General features: G+C 52.5%; 14 protein-coding genes and 1 tRNA gene. 7 read left to right on the forward strand and 8 right to left on the reverse strand.

All coding sequences use genetic code 11. From position 1 onward, the window contains the following. Positions 1–24: 24 nt before the first annotated feature. From nusA to OI69_RS02095, 4 genes are all read right to left on the reverse strand, one after another. Positions 25–1554, reverse strand: a complete 1530-nt coding sequence (nusA, locus tag OI69_RS02080; RefSeq protein WP_039345475.1) for a transcription termination factor NusA — start codon at positions 1552–1554, stop codon at positions 25–27. A gap of 21 nt (positions 1555–1575) precedes the next feature. After that, positions 1576–2028 carry a ribosome maturation factor RimP gene (gene rimP, locus OI69_RS02085; protein WP_010279686.1) on the reverse strand — a complete coding sequence of 151 codons (453 nt, stop codon included), beginning with the start codon at positions 2026–2028 and terminating at the stop codon, positions 1576–1578. Positions 2029–2246: 218 nt separating this feature from the next. Further along, positions 2247–2323 (reverse strand) — tRNA-Met (locus OI69_RS02090). A 417-nt stretch (positions 2324–2740) separates the two neighbouring features. Beyond that, positions 2741–3355: a YagU family protein gene (locus tag OI69_RS02095; RefSeq protein WP_039345478.1), complete on the reverse strand. Its 615-nt coding sequence runs from the start codon at positions 3353–3355 to the stop codon at positions 2741–2743. 559 nt (positions 3356–3914) lie between these two features. Between OI69_RS02095 and OI69_RS02100 the strand changes: the two genes are divergently transcribed. The 5 genes from OI69_RS02100 to OI69_RS02120 all read left to right on the forward strand — a co-directional run bounded on the left by OI69_RS02100 (position 3915) and on the right by OI69_RS02120 (position 10426). Next, a complete protein-coding gene (locus OI69_RS02100) occupies positions 3915–5030 on the forward strand; it encodes a 5-methyltetrahydropteroyltriglutamate--homocysteine S-methyltransferase (RefSeq protein ID WP_039345481.1) in 1116 nt (371 codons plus the stop codon). Between the two features lie 313 nt (positions 5031–5343). Continuing rightward, the gene (locus tag OI69_RS02105) at positions 5344–6957 is read left to right on the forward strand and encodes an ABC transporter substrate-binding protein (RefSeq protein WP_039345485.1); all 1614 of its coding nucleotides are present in this window, start codon (positions 5344–5346) and stop codon (positions 6955–6957) included. After that, positions 6935–7894, forward strand: a complete 960-nt coding sequence (locus OI69_RS02110) for an ABC transporter permease (protein WP_039345488.1) — start codon at positions 6935–6937, stop codon at positions 7892–7894. The genes OI69_RS02105 and OI69_RS02110 overlap by 23 nt, the downstream gene beginning before the upstream one ends. Beyond that, on the forward strand, positions 7887–8753 hold the full coding sequence (locus OI69_RS02115; protein WP_039345491.1) for an ABC transporter permease: 867 nt from the start codon (positions 7887–7889) through the stop codon (positions 8751–8753). The genes OI69_RS02110 and OI69_RS02115 overlap by 8 nt, the downstream gene beginning before the upstream one ends. Then, complete coding sequence (locus OI69_RS02120) at positions 8750–10426, forward strand: dipeptide ABC transporter ATP-binding protein (RefSeq protein ID WP_039345495.1); 1677 nt, start codon at positions 8750–8752, stop codon at positions 10424–10426. The genes OI69_RS02115 and OI69_RS02120 overlap by 4 nt, the downstream gene beginning before the upstream one ends. A 60-nt stretch (positions 10427–10486) precedes the next feature. On the opposite strand, the gene OI69_RS02125 is transcribed toward OI69_RS02120, so the two are convergent. The 4 genes from OI69_RS02125 to rhaS all read right to left on the reverse strand — a co-directional run bounded on the left by OI69_RS02125 (position 10487) and on the right by rhaS (position 12850). Further along, positions 10487–10792 carry a type II toxin-antitoxin system RelE/ParE family toxin gene (locus tag OI69_RS02125; protein ID WP_039345499.1) on the reverse strand — a complete coding sequence of 102 codons (306 nt, stop codon included), beginning with the start codon at positions 10790–10792 and terminating at the stop codon, positions 10487–10489. After that, the gene (locus OI69_RS02130) at positions 10780–11070 is read right to left on the reverse strand and encodes a CopG family ribbon-helix-helix protein (RefSeq protein ID WP_039345502.1); all 291 of its coding nucleotides are present in this window, start codon (positions 11068–11070) and stop codon (positions 10780–10782) included. The genes OI69_RS02125 and OI69_RS02130 overlap by 13 nt, the downstream gene beginning before the upstream one ends. 61 nt (positions 11071–11131) lie before the next feature. Next, a complete protein-coding gene (locus OI69_RS02135) occupies positions 11132–11986 on the reverse strand; it encodes a helix-turn-helix domain-containing protein (RefSeq protein ID WP_039345504.1) in 855 nt (284 codons plus the stop codon). 24 nt (positions 11987–12010) lie between these two features. After that, on the reverse strand, positions 12011–12850 hold the full coding sequence (gene rhaS / locus OI69_RS02140) for an HTH-type transcriptional activator RhaS (RefSeq protein WP_039345507.1): 840 nt from the start codon (positions 12848–12850) through the stop codon (positions 12011–12013). A 335-nt stretch (positions 12851–13185) separates the two neighbouring features. On the opposite strand from rhaS, the gene rhaB reads away from it, so the two are divergent. Together rhaB and OI69_RS02150 are read left to right on the forward strand one after the other, a co-directional pair. Further along, positions 13186–14676 (forward strand): rhamnulokinase, encoded by a 1491-nt coding sequence (gene rhaB, locus OI69_RS02145; RefSeq protein ID WP_039345511.1) that lies wholly within the window; start codon positions 13186–13188, stop codon positions 14674–14676. Beyond that, complete coding sequence (locus OI69_RS02150) at positions 14673–15935, forward strand: L-rhamnose isomerase (RefSeq protein WP_039345515.1); 1263 nt, start codon at positions 14673–14675, stop codon at positions 15933–15935. Before rhaB ends, OI69_RS02150 begins: the two co-directional genes overlap by 4 nt. Positions 15936–15938 lie beyond the last annotated feature (3 nt).

Consider the following 15938-nt stretch of genomic DNA (forward strand, 5'->3'; position numbering starts at 1 on the left):
CTGTTCCTTTCCTGCTACAGTTCGTTATTCGTTGTCGTCGCCAAACCAACAGATATTACGTGCGGCCATAATCAGCTCGCCCGCTTGCTCATCATTGAGTTCTTCAATATCTGTCAGGTCGTCAACACCCTGTTCAGCAAGATCTTCCAGCGTACAAACACCGATCGCCGCAAGCTTGAACGCCAACTCACGCGACAGCCCAGGCAAGCTAAGCAAGTCGTCAGCAGGTTGACCGTCACCAAGGCTTTCTTCATGCGCCAGTGCCAGCGTTGTTAATGCAGCTTTAGCACGCTCACGCAATGCTTCAACGGTTTCTTCATCGAGGCCTTCAATAGCCAACAGTTCCTTGATTGGCACATAGGCCAGTTCTTCAAGTGAGGAGAAACCTTCTTCAACCAGCACAGTGGCAAATTCGTCATCAATATCAAGGTGCTTGGTAAAGACGTCGATTGCCGCGTGGGCTTCGGCCTGATGCTTGGCTTGAAGATCTTCCACAGTCATCACATTCAGTTCCCAACGATCGTCTGAACGATGCTGTTTCAACAGTTGGGAAGCCAAACGTACGTTCTGTCCGTTTCGGCCAATTGCCTGAGCCAGATTGCTCGATTCAACGGCGATATCCATCGTGCAGGTATCTTCATCAACCACGATCGATACCACATCAGCAGGCGCCATGGCATTGATCACAAACTGAGCAGGATTATCATCCCACAGAATGATATCAATACGCTCGCCGCCCAGTTCGCTGGAAACAGCCTGTACGCGCGCACCGCGCATACCAACACAAGCACCAACGGGATCGATACGCTTGTCATTCGTCTTCACGGCAATTTTCGCGCGTGAACCTGGATCGCGAGCCGCAGCCTTAATCTCGATAACTTCTTCACCGATTTCTGGCACTTCAATGCGGAAAAGTTCAACCAACATTTCCGGGCGGGAACGGCTGACAAACAGTTGAGCACCACGCGCTTCAGGGCGAACGGAGTACAGCACGCCACGAATACGGTCGCCGGGGCGGAAGTTTTCACGAGGCAGCATATCTTCACGGCCAATCACCGCTTCTGCGCTGGTGTTAGACCCATCGATAGGTCTGACTTCGAGCGAAATATTATCACGGTTCACCTTCTTCACGACACCGGTGATAATTTCGCCTTCTTGCTCACGGAACTGATCAACCACCATCGCACGTTCAGCTTCACGAACTTTCTGTACGATAACCTGTTTTGCCGTTTGCGTCGTAATGCGGTCAAAGGTTACGGATTCGATTTGATCTTCAACGTAACCGCCAATATCAAGAGCAGGATCTTCAAATTGCGCCGCTTCAAGCGTAATTTCACGCGTTGGCAGAGTGACTTCATTCACCACTAACCAACGACGGAAGGTATCAAAATCACCCGTTTTACGATCGATGCAAACGCGAACATCAATTTCCTGCTCATATTTTTTCTTGGTCGCTGTCGCCAGTGCGGTTTCCAACGCTTCAAAAATCTTCTCGCGCGGAAGGGCTTTCTCATTGGAAACTGCTTCAACAACAGCCAGAATCTCTTTGTTCATCCTCGTTGCCTCATCCAAACTTTAAAAGTGGGGTACAAGATTCGCTTTCTGAATGTTGCTCAGTGCGAATACTTCATCTTTGCCTTCCACTGTTATGGTGATCATTTCGCCGTCAACAGCTTTGATCACACCCAACCATTTACGGCGATTCTGGACTGCCATACGCAGCACCACAGTAACCTCTTCACCGACGAAATGCAGATAATGTGCCGCAGTGAATAAAGGTCGTTCAAGCCCTGGAGACGACACTTCCAGGTTATAGGCGACAGTGATTGGATCTTCTACGTCCAATACCGCACTGACCTGGTGGCTGACATCAGCACAATCATCAACAGTGATCCCATCTTCACTATCAATATAGATACGCAGTGTCGATTGGCGACTGCGGATGAACTCAATCCCAACCAATTCGTAGCCTAACGCGGCAACGGGTGCTGAAATCATCTCTGTTAATTTTTGCTCTAATGTGGACAAGCCCACCCCCAAGACATAAAAAAAGGGCCTAATAGCCCAGTTGTTTACTGCCAAATAACAAAAAACCCCGAAAAATCGAGGCTTTATGCAACTGAACCCTAATACCGCCAACTAACATGGCATCACTTTCGGTGAAGGATTTTTTCAAAAATCACTGCAAAAAAAGAGAGAAATTGAGTGAAGAGCGTATTTGAAAAAACACTTTACTGGAAGTTAAGTGGTTGCGGGGGCCGGATTTGAACCGACGACCTTCGGGTTATGAGCCCGACGAGCTACCAAGCTGCTCCACCCCGCGTCCGAAAACGTGGCAAATACTACGCTGACAACTGCACAAATGCAAGTCATCCATAGGATTGGTTTGAAGGCGATTCTTATACGCTGGGTACGTTTGTTTGTCAATTATTACCTGTTGCCTACAGCACGGGTTAAAGGCTCAACGCACTTCCATACTGTAAATAAGTTGTTACCAATCCCTTACACGCGCCACGTAGAGGAAACATTGCCTGAATTGTTTCTACCCGAAGGAAGGAAATTCATCATCGTTCGCGCAAGGTATGAGGACATTTAAACTACCGAGGAGAAGTAGAAAAAAACGCCTTGAAATTTGTTCAAGGCGTTCTGGAATGACGTTAGATATTTCCGGCTAATAATATACAATGCTGAAAATAATAAGCATCGAAACATTGCACCTTATCTAAAATAAAATCACAGCTTATCGTGCAGCATTCAAGGGAACTTCAGGATCCGGCTCGTGAGTTATACGGTTACGCAAATCACGGCGAATAATTTCAATAGACCAGAACCAAATAAGATGACCCACAATTTCTGATACGTGTTCATACCAAGGAAGAACAAACAGAGACGGTGTGAGGCCCATTAATGGGAATGAAATCATATGAACGAATAATTGCGCCAGCGCACCCGCCAGCAGGCCTTGCCATAATTTTATTTTAGGAAAAACTTCTGCAACAACGCAGTAACCTACCGCAAAAACAATAGAGAAAATAATATGCGTCACACCCACCCAATTGAATACATGGCCAGCAAAGGTATAAACCGCCGCATTAGGATCAACAACACCAAGCCAATCGCGTAAAAAAATATAAGGTGGATTAAGAAAATTACGTGAGCAATCAATATGCTCGGCGGCTCGAATCAGTGATTCAGGTGCGCAAGCACCACTAAATATATCCGTAGGGCTACGTGGAGGAAGCGGATTTTCAGCGCCCCACTTTACGAAAGATGAAACGATACCGGCAATCAAACCAATAAAAGCCGCTAATCCATAGCGTCTCCGAGATGGAGATGTTTGTTCAAAAAAGTTCATTTTCTTACCAATCTAACTATTAAAGATTATATTCTTACATAGGTATTATGGACTGATAAAGAGGTTAATTTGTCTATCTAACAATTCCTCTAGGTTATTTTGTTATTAGGAATGACGTTTTAAAATTTATAAAATGAAAATAAAATAAACGAGTTACATGTTTGTGAAATTTTCATTCAACAATTGAAAAACCAGATTCTATAACGTGTGATGATTTTATATTCCCCAAAAAAATGAGCAACAATCCTTCAATAAATAGTTAATAAAAATACTCTGGTTACTTTTTTTTCAAAATTATAACAGATTATTAACACGCAACATCGCATTGATATTCAGTCAGCAACATGGATTGAGGGAATGAGCAAATCCAGTAAGCCTCATGCCCATTTCACTCGCAATCACGATAAAGTCACACGATACTCCCGATGATAAGGCAGATGAAACTGCTTGCAATTATCTATCAGTTCATTCATATGTGTTCAACCACAGCAGTGCAGAAAATAATATCCTTTCTACCTGTTTTTTATCATCATTTACTTTTCAGGATGGTTATATCGTTATGCAAAATATCGCTTTTCGCGCCGATGTCGTCGGGAGTTTTTTACGTCCAGCCGCGCTGAAACAGGCTCGTGCCGATTTTCACGCTGGCAAAATCTCTGAAGATGAGCTGCGTAGCGTTGAAGATGAAGCTATTATCGACTTGGTTGCCAAACAAAAAGCCGTAGGGCTGAAAGCCGTGACCGACGGGGAGTTCCGCCGTTCAATGTGGCACTCTGATTTTTTTTGGGGATTTGATGGCATTGAGCGTAAATCTTCAGATTATCGCGTGCAGTTTAATGAAGTTTCCACGAAATTTGATACCTCACGCATTGTTGGAAAAATCCGTTTTTCCCATCATCCTTTTATCGAACACTTCAAATTTCTTAAATCGGTTGCAGGCGATGATGTGATTGCACGCCAAACGATCCCCTCACCTTCACAGTGTTACTGGGAATTTTTCCGCCCTGACAACCTTCAGGAAACGCTACAGCAGTATCCCGATCTGGCAGAGTTACAGCGGGATATCATCCAGGCATACCGTGATGTGGTACGCGCCTTTTATGCGGCAGGCTGCCGTCATCTGCAATTTGATGATTGTACCTGGGGATTTCTTGTCGACCAAAAGAAATTCAACGAAATGAAAGGGTTGAACATCACTTTTGAAGAAGTAGCGTCCCTCTATCTCGATATTAACAATCAGGTGCTGGATGATAAACCTGCGGATATGGTCATCACCACCCATATTTGCCGTGGCAACTATTCTTCAGACTGGTGGACTTCCGGTGGATATGAGCCAGTGGCACCCTATGTATTGAATAAAGAGCGCGTCAATGCATTCTATCTGGAATATGACACCGAACGAGCCGGTGGATTCCAACCGTTGGATAAAGTCACCGATGGCAAGATGGTGGTACTCGGTCTGGTCACATCCAAATCCCCCAAACTTGAAGATAAATCCCAGCTCAAGGCACGCATCCTTGAAGCATCAAAACATGTGCCTTTGGAACATTTGTGCCTGAGTCCACAGTGTGGCTTTGCCTCAAACGAGGAAGGCAATGTGCTGACAGAAGAAGAACAGTGGGCAAAAATCAAGCTGATCGTTGATGTTGCGCAAGATGTGTGGGGCGACGCCTAAGCTCCCTGCTAACGGGGTTCCCCTCGCAGGAAACGAGGTTACCGAGTGTAGCCTCTTTTTTATCTTTGCCTGTCCGTGGACGGCGCCGTGTAGACTGGTCTGAATCAGTATTCTTCCAGCACGTCATTACGGCTCCCTTATCGCCCCGAGGGGTGGCGTCATCTTGCATCACGCTCGATATCACAGAGCGTCTCTTATATATTTTTATGGAATTGAAAATCGATTTTTATTCTTTTACATGCATAAAAACACCCTCTAGAGTAATGGAAAATCGCCGTGTATGGCTTCATGTCATTCGTAAAGGACACAGGGAATGGAAAAAACTCACCCGCAAGTTACGACCCTCGCCGCAGGATTACTCTCGTTACTGTTCGCACTCAATCCCGGTGCTTATGCTGCACAAAACGGTGAAAAACCGGTGTCCGGCGGTATCCTGAATGTCGGACTGGGCAGCGATACCCCAATTATTGATCCGCACATTACGGCCTACGGCGTAACAGCGCTGATTGCGCGTAACGTAGTGGATTCACTGGTAGGACAGGCGGAAGATAACCGTTTTACCCCTTGGCTGGCGGAAAGCTGGAAAATTAACGACAACAACACCGAATACACCTTCCATCTGCGTAAGGACGTCACGTTCAGCGACGGCACCAAGCTGGATGCCGCGGCGGTGAAATACAATATCGAGCGTATTCTCGATCCGAAAACCACCTCCAGCTACGCGAAATCGCTGTTAGGCCCGATCGACAACATCTCAACGCCGGACGATTACACCATCGTGCTCCACTACAGCTCACCGTTTGCGGCGCTGTTACAGGGGCTGAGCCTGCCATATCTGGGCATTCAATCACCGACGTACCTGAAAAACACGCCAAACACCAGCAACACCGTGGTGGGTTCCGGGCCGTTTATTCTCGATTCCTTTGTGAAAGGCAGTGGCAGCAAACTGACGAAACGCCCTGATTACAACTGGGGGCCGGGCTATGCCAAACATACAGGTCCAGCCTATCTGGATGGGTTGGTATTCAAATATCTGCCGGAAGCCTCGGTTCGCCTTGGCGCCCTGAGCAGCGGCCAGATTCAGGCGATTGACGCCGTGCCGCCGGCTAATTTCCCGACGGTGAAGCGCAACCCGAAACTGGAAGTGATTACCTATGAGAACCCGGGCGTTAACCGTGTGCTCTACCTCAATACCACCAAAGGCCCCTTCCAGGACGTCGCGGTGCGTAAGGCTTTCCAGAGCGCAGTGGATACCAACGCTGCGGTGAAAGTCGCTTTCTTCGGTACGCTGAAAGCCGCTGATAACGTGCTCGGCCCTGCCACGCTATACTACGATCCGAGCGTGGCATCACGTTGGGGCTTCGATGTGAAAAAGGCTAACGAACTGCTGGATAATGCCGGCTGGAAACAGAAAGACGGCGAAGGCTTCCGTACCAAAGACGGCAAACGCCTGAGCGTGAGCTTCGTGTACGCCTCAACCAACGTTGAAGCCGCGGATGTGGCGCTGTTCCAGGCAGTGCAATATCAGGTGAAACAGGCGGGCTTTGAAGTCAAACTGACGCCGGTCGATGCGGGTGAATTCACTACACGCACCAACGCCAATGAATACGATATCGCTTCCAACTTCTTCGTCCGTGCAGAGCCGGATATTCTGCGTACCGTCTTCGATTCGGCTTATGCGCCGCCGAACGGTAACAACTTTACCCGTATCAGCGTGTTGAATGACAAGCTGCGAAAAGCCATCGGCGCTGGCGACGCTGAGCGTAAACAGCTCTATAGCGAAATTCAGCGTGAAGTCATCGATCAGGCGTATGTGGTTCCCTTGTACATTCCCGCCTACCAACTCGGCCTGTCCAAGCAGGTACAGGGCATAAGCTGGGCCACTAACGCAAAACCGAACTTCTATGATGTCTGGATTAAACGTTAATCTGTACGCGTTAGGTAAACGTCTCTTCACCATTCTGGCTGTGCTCTGGGGCGCAGCCACATTGACGTTTATTGCTGTCAAACTGATCCCCGGCGATCCGGTTGCCATTCTGAGCGGCGGGGATAACGTGGTGGATGAAGCCTACCGCGCCGTACTCATCAAACAATTTGGGCTCGATCAACCGCTGTGGGTGCAATATCTTCGTTACTGTGGGCAGGCGCTACAGGGCGATTTTGGCGTCAGCTATCTCTATCGCCAGCCCGTCGGCAGCGTGATCGGCGACGCAATGCATGAAACCCTGCCGCTGGCGCTCGGTGGCCTGATTCTGGCGCTGCTCCTCGCGATGACTAGCGCGCTGCTGACCGCAGGCCGCTATGGTGCGCTGCGCACGGCGGTATCCTGGTTTGAACTGACGCTGCTTAGCACACCAGTCTACTGGATTGGTATCGTGCTGCTAAGCCTGTTCAGCTTTCGCCTGCAATGGTTTCCCGTTACGGGTAATGATGGCGTGATGTCGCTGGTGTTACCGGTTATCACGCTGAGCCTGCCTATCGCCGCCATTCTGAGTCAGGTACTGCGCGACGGACTGGAAGAGGCGCTCTCCCAACCCTTCTCGTTAACCGTGCGCACACGCGGCGTCAGTGAAATCCGGCTGCGTTTCCGCCACGGTTTACGCCACGCGGCGCTGGCGGCCTCAACGCTGACTGGCACCTTGCTGGCAAGCGTACTCGGCGGCTCCGTGCTGACCGAGACCGTATTTGGCCGTGCAGGTATCGGGCAGGTCACGCTGAGCGCGATTGAAAACCGCGACATGCCGCTGGTGCTGGGTGTCGTCATGCTGTCTGCTTTCCTGTTCGTCGTCATCAATCTGCTGGTGGATGCGCTGTATCTGATCATCGATCCCCGCTTACGCAAGAAGGCGAACGCCCATGAGTAGTGAACCCATGCCCTTCACGCAAACACCACCCAGAAAAACCTATCGCAGCCCGTGGCTGAGCACGGCGACGCTGCTGCCTGCCGCTATCGTTTCTCTGCTGGCGCTGGCGGTCTTTTTCCCGTCGCTGTTTACCAGCCGTACCGCCGATGAAATGGATATGGGCGCAGTATTTCAGTCGCCGAATGCTACTTATTGGTTTGGCACCGATCAGTTGGGACGCGACATTTTTGCCCGCATCGTTCACGGAACGTCACTGTCACTGGGTATTGGCGTCGGCGCGATGCTGATCGCCTGCTTCGGTGGCGTGCTGTTTGGTACGCTCTCGGTACTCGCACCGCTGCGTATCCGTCAGATTCTGGTTCGCCTGCTGGACATCATGCTGGCATTTCCCGATCTATTGCTGGCGCTGCTGGTGATTGCGGTGCTAGGGCGCGGCCCGGAAAACACCATGCTAGCCGTCGGTCTGGCGGGGATTGCGGGTTATGCGCGTTTGATCCGTTCTCAGGTACTGCAAGTCAGACTATCCGGCTACGTTGAGCATGCGATTGCGCTGGGCGAACACCCGCTGTATATCGTTTTTCGTCATATCATTCCCAATACGCTGCGCCCGCTGTTGATTGTCGCCACCATTGGCGTCGGTCATGCCGTGCTATCCGCCTCAGCGCTGAGTTTTCTGGGGCTGGGCGTCGTCCCGCCGACCGCCGAATGGGGCGCACTGCTGGCAGACGGACGTAACTTTCTTGATATCGCGCCTTGGGTTAGCCTGCTGCCCGCCAGCGTCGTTGCGCTGTCGGTGATTTCCATCACGCTGCTGGGGCGTCGTTTACAGGCCATTTTGGCGAAAGGAGAGGCACGATGAGCCTGAATACTTCACCTTCGTCGGCGGCACCGCTGCTGCGCGTAGACGGTCTGAGTGTCACTTTTCCCAGCCCTTTTGGTGCCATTCGTTCGGTTAAAAATCTGTCTTTTCAGGTGAATGCCGGAGAAATTCTGGCACTGGTCGGCGAATCGGGTTCAGGAAAATCCGTCACCGCGCGCACGCTGGTCGGGTTATCCGGCGAAGGAAGTGACGTACAGGCAAACGCGATTGAACTCACGCGCCATGACGGCAGTTTGTGTGATTTACGCTATTTAACCGATCGCGACTGGCGCGCGATTCGCGGCCGTGAAATCGGCTTTGTGTTGCAAGACGCTCTGGTGTCTCTCGATCCATTGCGCACCATTGGTCAGGAAGTAGCAGAACCGCTTCTGACTCACCGTTTGTTGCCGCGCCAGCAGGTTCCCGCGCGCATCGCCGAACTTCTGGCACAGGCAGGCATTCCCGACCCCGAGAACCGCGCGGCACAGCATCCACATGAGTTATCCGGCGGGCTGCGCCAGCGAGCGCTTATCGCCTCTGCGTTAGCGGCTGGCCCACAGTTGCTGATTGCCGATGAACCTACCACGGCGCTGGATGCCACGGTGCAAAAGCAGGTGCTGAAAGTCTTCACCGCTCTGGCACAGGCCGGGCACGGCGTGCTGCTGATCACCCACGATCTTGCCGTCGTGGCAGACGTTGCGGATCGCGTCATCGTCATGCAAAACGGATCGCTGGTAGAAGGCGGTGAAGCAAAACAGATCCTGTCGGTGCCAACGCATCCCTACACCCGTAAGCTGCTGGCGGCGATCCCAACCGCGTCTACGCGTGGAAAGTGGCTGGCAGGCGTCGATCCGTTACAGAGTGGCATTGCGCCATCCGCCGCGTCTCTGGCGACAGCGTATACTGACGGTGCCATCGCTCTGACGGCGGATCGCATTGCGGTGTCGTTCAAGCGCCCGGACGGCAGCCGGATGCAGGCCGTCAATCAGGTTTCTCTCCAGATCAAACGTGGTGAAACGCTGGGTATCGTCGGGGAGTCCGGCTCGGGTAAAACCACGCTGGGCAAAGTCATTCTGGCGCTGCAAAAACCGGACAGCGGTGAAGTCAGACTCGCGGATAATGCCTGGAGTACATTAACGGAACGTGAACGCCGACCACTGCGCGCACGCATTCAGACGATCACGCAGGATCCGCTCAGTTCGTTCGATCCCCAATTTACCGTCGCCCAGATTCTGCACCAGCCGCTGCGCCTGCGCCGCGATCTGAACGATGATGAAAAACAGCGGCGCCTGCTGACGCTGCTGGAATATGTTGGCCTGACGCCGAATCTGTTGAGCCGCCGCCCAAGCGCGCTGTCCGGTGGGCAACGCCAGCGCGTCTCCATCGCCCAGGCGCTGGCATCGGAACCTGATATTCTGATCTGCGACGAACCGGTATCAGCACTCGATGTCACCACACAGGCGCAGGTACTGGATTTGCTGGTCGCGTTGCAGCGCCAGTTGGGGCTGACGATGCTGTTTATCTCCCATGATTTGGGCGTGGTACAGCATATGAGTCACCGGATTGCAGTAATGAAAGACGGGGATATCGTAGAAACCGGCCCGGTCGAACAGATCTTCAATCAGCCGCAGCACCCTTACACGCGCCTGCTGCTCTCGACGGTAGTGGAATAGCGCGGTTGAGGTTTAGCGGCACACTGAATTTGGCGAGAGGATAATCTCAGAGGAACAGTATTAAGGATTTTGGTAACCGGCTTCTTTTTGGTGTTTAACCGTCAGTATCACCACGCGGTCAGTCAGTTCATCGTGGCGGTAAAGCATCACATAACCACTGCTGCCGAATTCGATCACCAGTTCCTGATATTCCAAGGGGAGATGTTCTACTGGTCGCCCAATATTCGGCAGCGTCTCTAATTGGCGGATACCGCGAATCAAAACTTCAGCAGCCTTTTTTGCGGCCAGCACATTTTTGTTTTTTAGAAAGTCCTGTAGGCGCTGTAAATCACGCCTCGCGCGTTCTGAAACGATCACTTGTGGCATGCAGGCGCATCCTGTTCATGTCCAGAACCCCAGGATTCTAACCAAGTAACGGTCTCATCTGCGGTGATATGTTTGCCAGTGTCCTGATAGTCTTCCCACGCGGCCAACGCCTCTTTACGATACTGGCTGCGTTTTTCTTCCCGCTCAACGTATTCAGCAATCGCTTCCAGCATCAGCGCATGGGCTGAGCTGTTGCGGTCATCGGCTAGCGTTTTTAGCCGCTCTTTGATGTCCTGATCGATGCGCAACGTCGTGGTTTGACGTGTGATGTCAGCCATAATGTGCTCCGGTTAATATCATTGGTGTCACCAATGATATTAACCCCGAACGATGCGGGTGTCACTCCACATTCAAAAAGCGCTGGCGATAGGCGCTGGGTGAAACGCCGAACGCCTGATGGAACACCGCAGAGAAATAGTTACTGTCTTCAAAACCGCACAACGCGGCAACATCACCGATAGTTTGCAGATCATAGCGCAACAGTTCCATCGCCTTGCAGAGTCGTAGTTGGCGCAGATAATGCGGCACGCTCATACCGGTTTGCTCTTTAAACCGCGAACGCAAACTGCGGGCGCTAAAGTGATGCTGTTCGCAGAAGGCTTCAAAACGAAACGGGGTGGCGATGCTGGCACGCAACGCATTCATCAACATATCCAACTGATGTGCATCGGCCAGTTGCGGATTATCCGGCGTATGGCGATAACGTGCCGCCAGCAGCGCGATCTGCAAAAACAGCGCCTCACTCAGTTGCAATGACAGCGCATCCGATTTCATACATTCCTGCGCTAATGCATCCACTTTCTCGCGGAGGCTATCCATGCCTTCCGAGCCTAAGCACCAATGGCGCTGGCTTTGTGGAAGCTCCCCGCCCGGCAGTAATGTTTGCCAGTCGGCGGATAACGTCAGGCGGTTGCGAATATAGAGAATGTTGTTTAGCTCAAGCTCGTGGACAGATTCATAGCTGTGGCGATCGTGGGCGGAGACATAAAACATATCGCCGCGGGTAATACGGTAAGGCACATCGTTCCAGAGGTGTAGGCCATTACCGCGCCAGACAATGACCAGTTCGTCAAAATCATGATGATGCAGCGGAAATATCGGCTGCGGATGCCGCTCGGCGACCATCACAGCATTCTTGTCAGTGAGGAAATAGTCTTCAGTCTGTAATTTCAAACCCCGAGTTGCTGTCACCATTCCCTCACCTGCCGTTGCTGTTACCTACTCTTCACGAGAAAACGCCTGATGGCGCAGTGACTTAGGTGCCTGCGAGAATGCCTTGCGGAATTGCGTCGAGAAGTGATTGCTGTCGCTAAATCCACAGGCATGCGCAATGGTGGTGATTGAATCATCACTCTGCTGCAAGCGCCGACGAGCCTCCAGTAATCTTAACCGATTCAGATAACGTTGTGGCGTCATCCCGGTATGTTGTTTGAGCTGGCGGTGCAATGTGCGTAGCGGCAGCGAGAACTGATCGGCCAGACTGCCCCAGTTCACCTCTTCGCTGTAGTTATTTTGCAACCAGCCCAGCAGCGCCTGCACTCCCTGACGCTCGGAGCCATTGCCCTGCGTCTGGAAGCAGTACTGACGCAGTTGCACCAGAATGTGCAGAAAAAGGCTTTCGCTGGCCGCAATCGCCTCCGGCGCATCGCTCTGCGCCAACTCAGCCAGACTGTTTAGCGACTGTTTCAACTGCTGCATCCCCGTCGCATTCACCTGCCATTGCCCTTGCCACTCGCCGTTCGGGCCATAGGGCAAAAATGCAGCGACATCGGAAAGGAAACGGAACCCGCGCGGCGAACGGTATAACATATTCGTCAGGCACAACCCCTCGACATCCTCAAACAGATGCCGATCGTTATCGCGAACAAAGAACACTGAACCGCTACACAGCGCATAGGGCTGATCGTTAAACACATGGACGCCTGCACCCTGCTCAACCAGCACAATTTCCCAGAAATCATGGTAGTGCTCAGGAAAGGCCGTCTGTGGGGTACGCGGCTCTACCGCGACCGTCACGGCACGCGAAGTAAAAAAATCATCACCACGAAGTAACGTCATTTCAGTTCTCCATTCAGCCTTTGGTAAAAATACAGACTTTGAAAAAGGGTAGCCAGAAGCCACCAAACCAGCCTTGAAATACCGTCACTCACGCGCCATCTGACTGCTCTTTTTTTAAGATCGCACGGCCTAATTGATTGAAGTGTGGCAAGGATCACACCACTTTATCCCTCATTTTTTCATGGCTATTTTCCAAATAACTTCCCGGATTGTGACGCCTTTCACGGTCAGCTTTGTCATTTTGCCAACCGCCTGTTGCAGATGGCACTCATGGGAAGGTGGCATCGGTTACCGCTCCTTACACTGCAACACATCCAACAATAAGGAGTGCAGCTATGGCGGTGAAGAATATCGTGGCGGTGGATTTAGGGGCATCCAGCGGTCGGGTCATGCTGGCGACTTTGCACACCGCAACGCAGCATCTGACGCTGAAGGAAATTCACCGTTTCAGCAATACGCTGGTTTTTCAGGACAACCATCACCAGTGGGATCTCACTGCGCTGGAACGCGACATCCTCATCGGATTGCACCAAATCGATGCCATGGGGATTGCCCCTGATAGTATCGGGATCGATAGCTGGGGCGTGGACTACGTGCTGCTGGATAAAGACGGACAACGTGTCGGCCTGCCCTATTCCTATCGCGACCATCGTACCGACGGCGTGATGGCAGCCGTAACTGCCGAGCTGGGGCGCGAGGCGATCTACCAGCGCACTGGCATTCAGTTTCTGCCGTTTAATACGCTATATCAGCTTAAAGCACTGTGCGATGCACCGTCTGACTCACTGGATCAGGTGGAACATCTGCTGATGATCCCCGACTATTTTCACTATCGCCTCACGGGGAGTCTGGTGTGTGAATATACCAACGCCAGCACAACCCAACTGATTAATCTGAAAGAGAAAACCTGGGACAGCACACTGCTGGGCTACCTGAACGTACCACGCCGCTGGCTGAGTGATCCGGTGCAGCCAGGACACCCCGTAGGAAACTGGACAGCGCCAAGTGGACGACAGATTCCCGTTACCGCCGTCGCCACGCACGACACCGCTAGCGCGGTGGTCGGTGCGCCGTTGCACAACCGCAATAGCGCCTATCTCAGCTCCGGCACCTGGTCGCTGATGGGCATCGAGAGCGATACACCGTTTAACAGCCCACAGGCGCTGGCCGCCAATATCACCAATGAAGGTGGTGTAGACGGCACCTATCGGGTACTGAAAAATATCATGGGTCTGTGGTTGCTACAGCGGGTGTGTCAGGAGCGTGGCATCAAAGATTTAGACGCGCTGATTCAGTCTGCCGCCGCCCTGCCAGCCTTCATGAGTCTGATTAACCCGAATGATGATCGCTTTATCAATCCGCCGTCCATGCACGAGGCGATCCGCGACTATTGCCGCGAGCACGACCAGCCCGTGCCCCAAACCGATGCCGAACTGGCGCGCTGTATTTTCAACAGCCTCGCGTTGCTCTACCGGCAGGTGGTGTTGGAGCTGGGCGAACTGCGTCATGCACCGATTCGCCAGTTGCATATTGTCGGCGGCGGCAGCCAGAACGCTTTCCTGAACCAGCTATGCGCCGATGTGTGCCAGATCCCGGTTTTCGCCGGGCCAGTCGAAGCCTCCACGCTAGGCAATATTGGCTGCCAGCTCATGGCACTGGGCGCCGTTACCAATCTTGCCGCCTTCCGGCAGATGCTGACGCATAATTTTCCTCTGCATCGCTATACCCCGCGTGCGGAGAGTGATTTTGCCGGGCACTGGCGTCGCTTTCAGGCGCTCTGCCAGCCAGAAACCGCCCCACAGGGCAAACAGGAGACGATACAATGAGCACACCAATTGAAACCGCCTGGCAGTTGGCAAAAACGCGTTATGCCAGCCTGAATATTGACGTAGAAGCCGCGCTGGAACAGCTCGACCAGATTCCGGTATCCATGCACTGCTGGCAGGGTGACGATGTGGGCGGATTCGAGAACACCGGCGGGCCGTTAACTGGCGGTATTCAGGCCACAGGCAACTATCCCGGCAAGGCGAGCACGCCGGATGAACTGCGTGCCGATCTGGAACAGGCCTTTGCGCTCATCCCCGGCCCTAAGCGGCTGAACCTGCACGCCATCTATCTGGAATCCGCACAGCCCGTCGCCCGCAACGAGATTGCACCAGAACATTTCCGTTCGTGGGTCGAATGGGCCAAACGTCACCAGCTTGGGCTGGATTTTAACCCAACCTGTTTTTCTCATCCGCTGAGCGCAGACGGCTTTACCCTGTCGCACCCGGACGAAAAAGTCCGTCGTTTCTGGATTGAGCACTGTCAGGCCAGCCGCCGGATTTCTGCCTATTTCGGTCGCGAACTCGGTACGCCATCGGTCATGAACATCTGGGTGCCGGACGGCATGAAAGATTTGACCATCGATCGTCTGGCATTCCGCCAGCGGCTGCTCAGCGCGCTGGATGAGATCATCGCGGAACCGCTCGATCAGGCACATCACATCGACGCGGTGGAAAGTAAGCTGTTCGGGATCGGCGCGGAAAGTTTTACCGTCGGCTCCAACGAATTCTATCTCGGCTATGCAACCAGCCGAGGCACCGCGCTCTGTCTGGATGCCGGACACTTCCATCCGACTGAAGTGATTTCCGACAAGATCTCCAGCGCGATTCTGTATGTTCCGCGCCTGCTGCTGCACGTCAGCCGTCCGGTGCGCTGGGACAGCGACCACGTTGTACTGCTGGACGACGAAACACAGGCTATCGCCCATGAAATCGTGCGCCATAAGTTGCTTAACCGCGTACACATCGGACTGGATTTTTTTGATGCCTCCATCAACCGCATCGCCGCCTGGGTCATCGGCACACGCAACATGAAAAAAGCCCTGTTGCGGGCGCTGCTGGAACCCACGGAAACGCTGCGCAAACTGGAACAAAACGGCGATTACACCGCGCGTCTGGCGTTGCTGGAAGAGCAAAAATCGCTGCCGTGGCAGGCAGTGTGGGAACACTACTGCCAGCGTCATGACGTCACTCCGGGCAGCGAATGGCTGCAACAGGTGCGTCAGTATGAAGAAACCATCCTCACTCAACGTCAAGGGTAAGAT

Source organism: Pectobacterium fontis (genome assembly GCF_000803215.1).
Classification (GTDB): Bacteria; Pseudomonadota; Gammaproteobacteria; order Enterobacterales; family Enterobacteriaceae; genus Pectobacterium; species Pectobacterium fontis.

Excerpts from the sequence above, each read along its gene's own strand:
- OI69_RS02105 (WP_039345485.1), top strand. The coding sequence starts at position 5,344 with ATGGAAAAAACTCACCCGCAAGTTACGACCCTCGCCGCAGGATTACTC.
- rhaS (WP_039345507.1), bottom strand. The coding sequence starts at position 12,850 with ATGACGTTACTTCGTGGTGATGATTTTTTTACTTCGCGTGCCGTGACG.
- OI69_RS02150 (WP_039345515.1), top strand. The coding sequence starts at position 14,673 with ATGAGCACACCAATTGAAACCGCCTGGCAGTTGGCAAAAACGCGTTAT.
- OI69_RS02100 (WP_039345481.1), top strand. The coding sequence starts at position 3,915 with ATGCAAAATATCGCTTTTCGCGCCGATGTCGTCGGGAGTTTTTTACGT.
- OI69_RS02135 (WP_039345504.1), bottom strand. The coding sequence starts at position 11,986 with ATGGTGACAGCAACTCGGGGTTTGAAATTACAGACTGAAGACTATTTC.
- rhaB (WP_039345511.1), top strand. The coding sequence starts at position 13,186 with ATGGCGGTGAAGAATATCGTGGCGGTGGATTTAGGGGCATCCAGCGGT.
- OI69_RS02120 (WP_039345495.1), top strand. The coding sequence starts at position 8,750 with ATGAGCCTGAATACTTCACCTTCGTCGGCGGCACCGCTGCTGCGCGTA.
- OI69_RS02115 (WP_039345491.1), top strand. The coding sequence starts at position 7,887 with ATGAGTAGTGAACCCATGCCCTTCACGCAAACACCACCCAGAAAAACC.
- OI69_RS02110 (WP_039345488.1), top strand. The coding sequence starts at position 6,935 with ATGATGTCTGGATTAAACGTTAATCTGTACGCGTTAGGTAAACGTCTC.
- OI69_RS02130 (WP_039345502.1), bottom strand. The coding sequence starts at position 11,070 with ATGGCTGACATCACACGTCAAACCACGACGTTGCGCATCGATCAGGAC.
- nusA (WP_039345475.1), bottom strand. The coding sequence starts at position 1,554 with ATGAACAAAGAGATTCTGGCTGTTGTTGAAGCAGTTTCCAATGAGAAA.
- OI69_RS02125 (WP_039345499.1), bottom strand. The coding sequence starts at position 10,792 with ATGCCACAAGTGATCGTTTCAGAACGCGCGAGGCGTGATTTACAGCGC.
- OI69_RS02095 (WP_039345478.1), bottom strand. The coding sequence starts at position 3,355 with ATGAACTTTTTTGAACAAACATCTCCATCTCGGAGACGCTATGGATTA.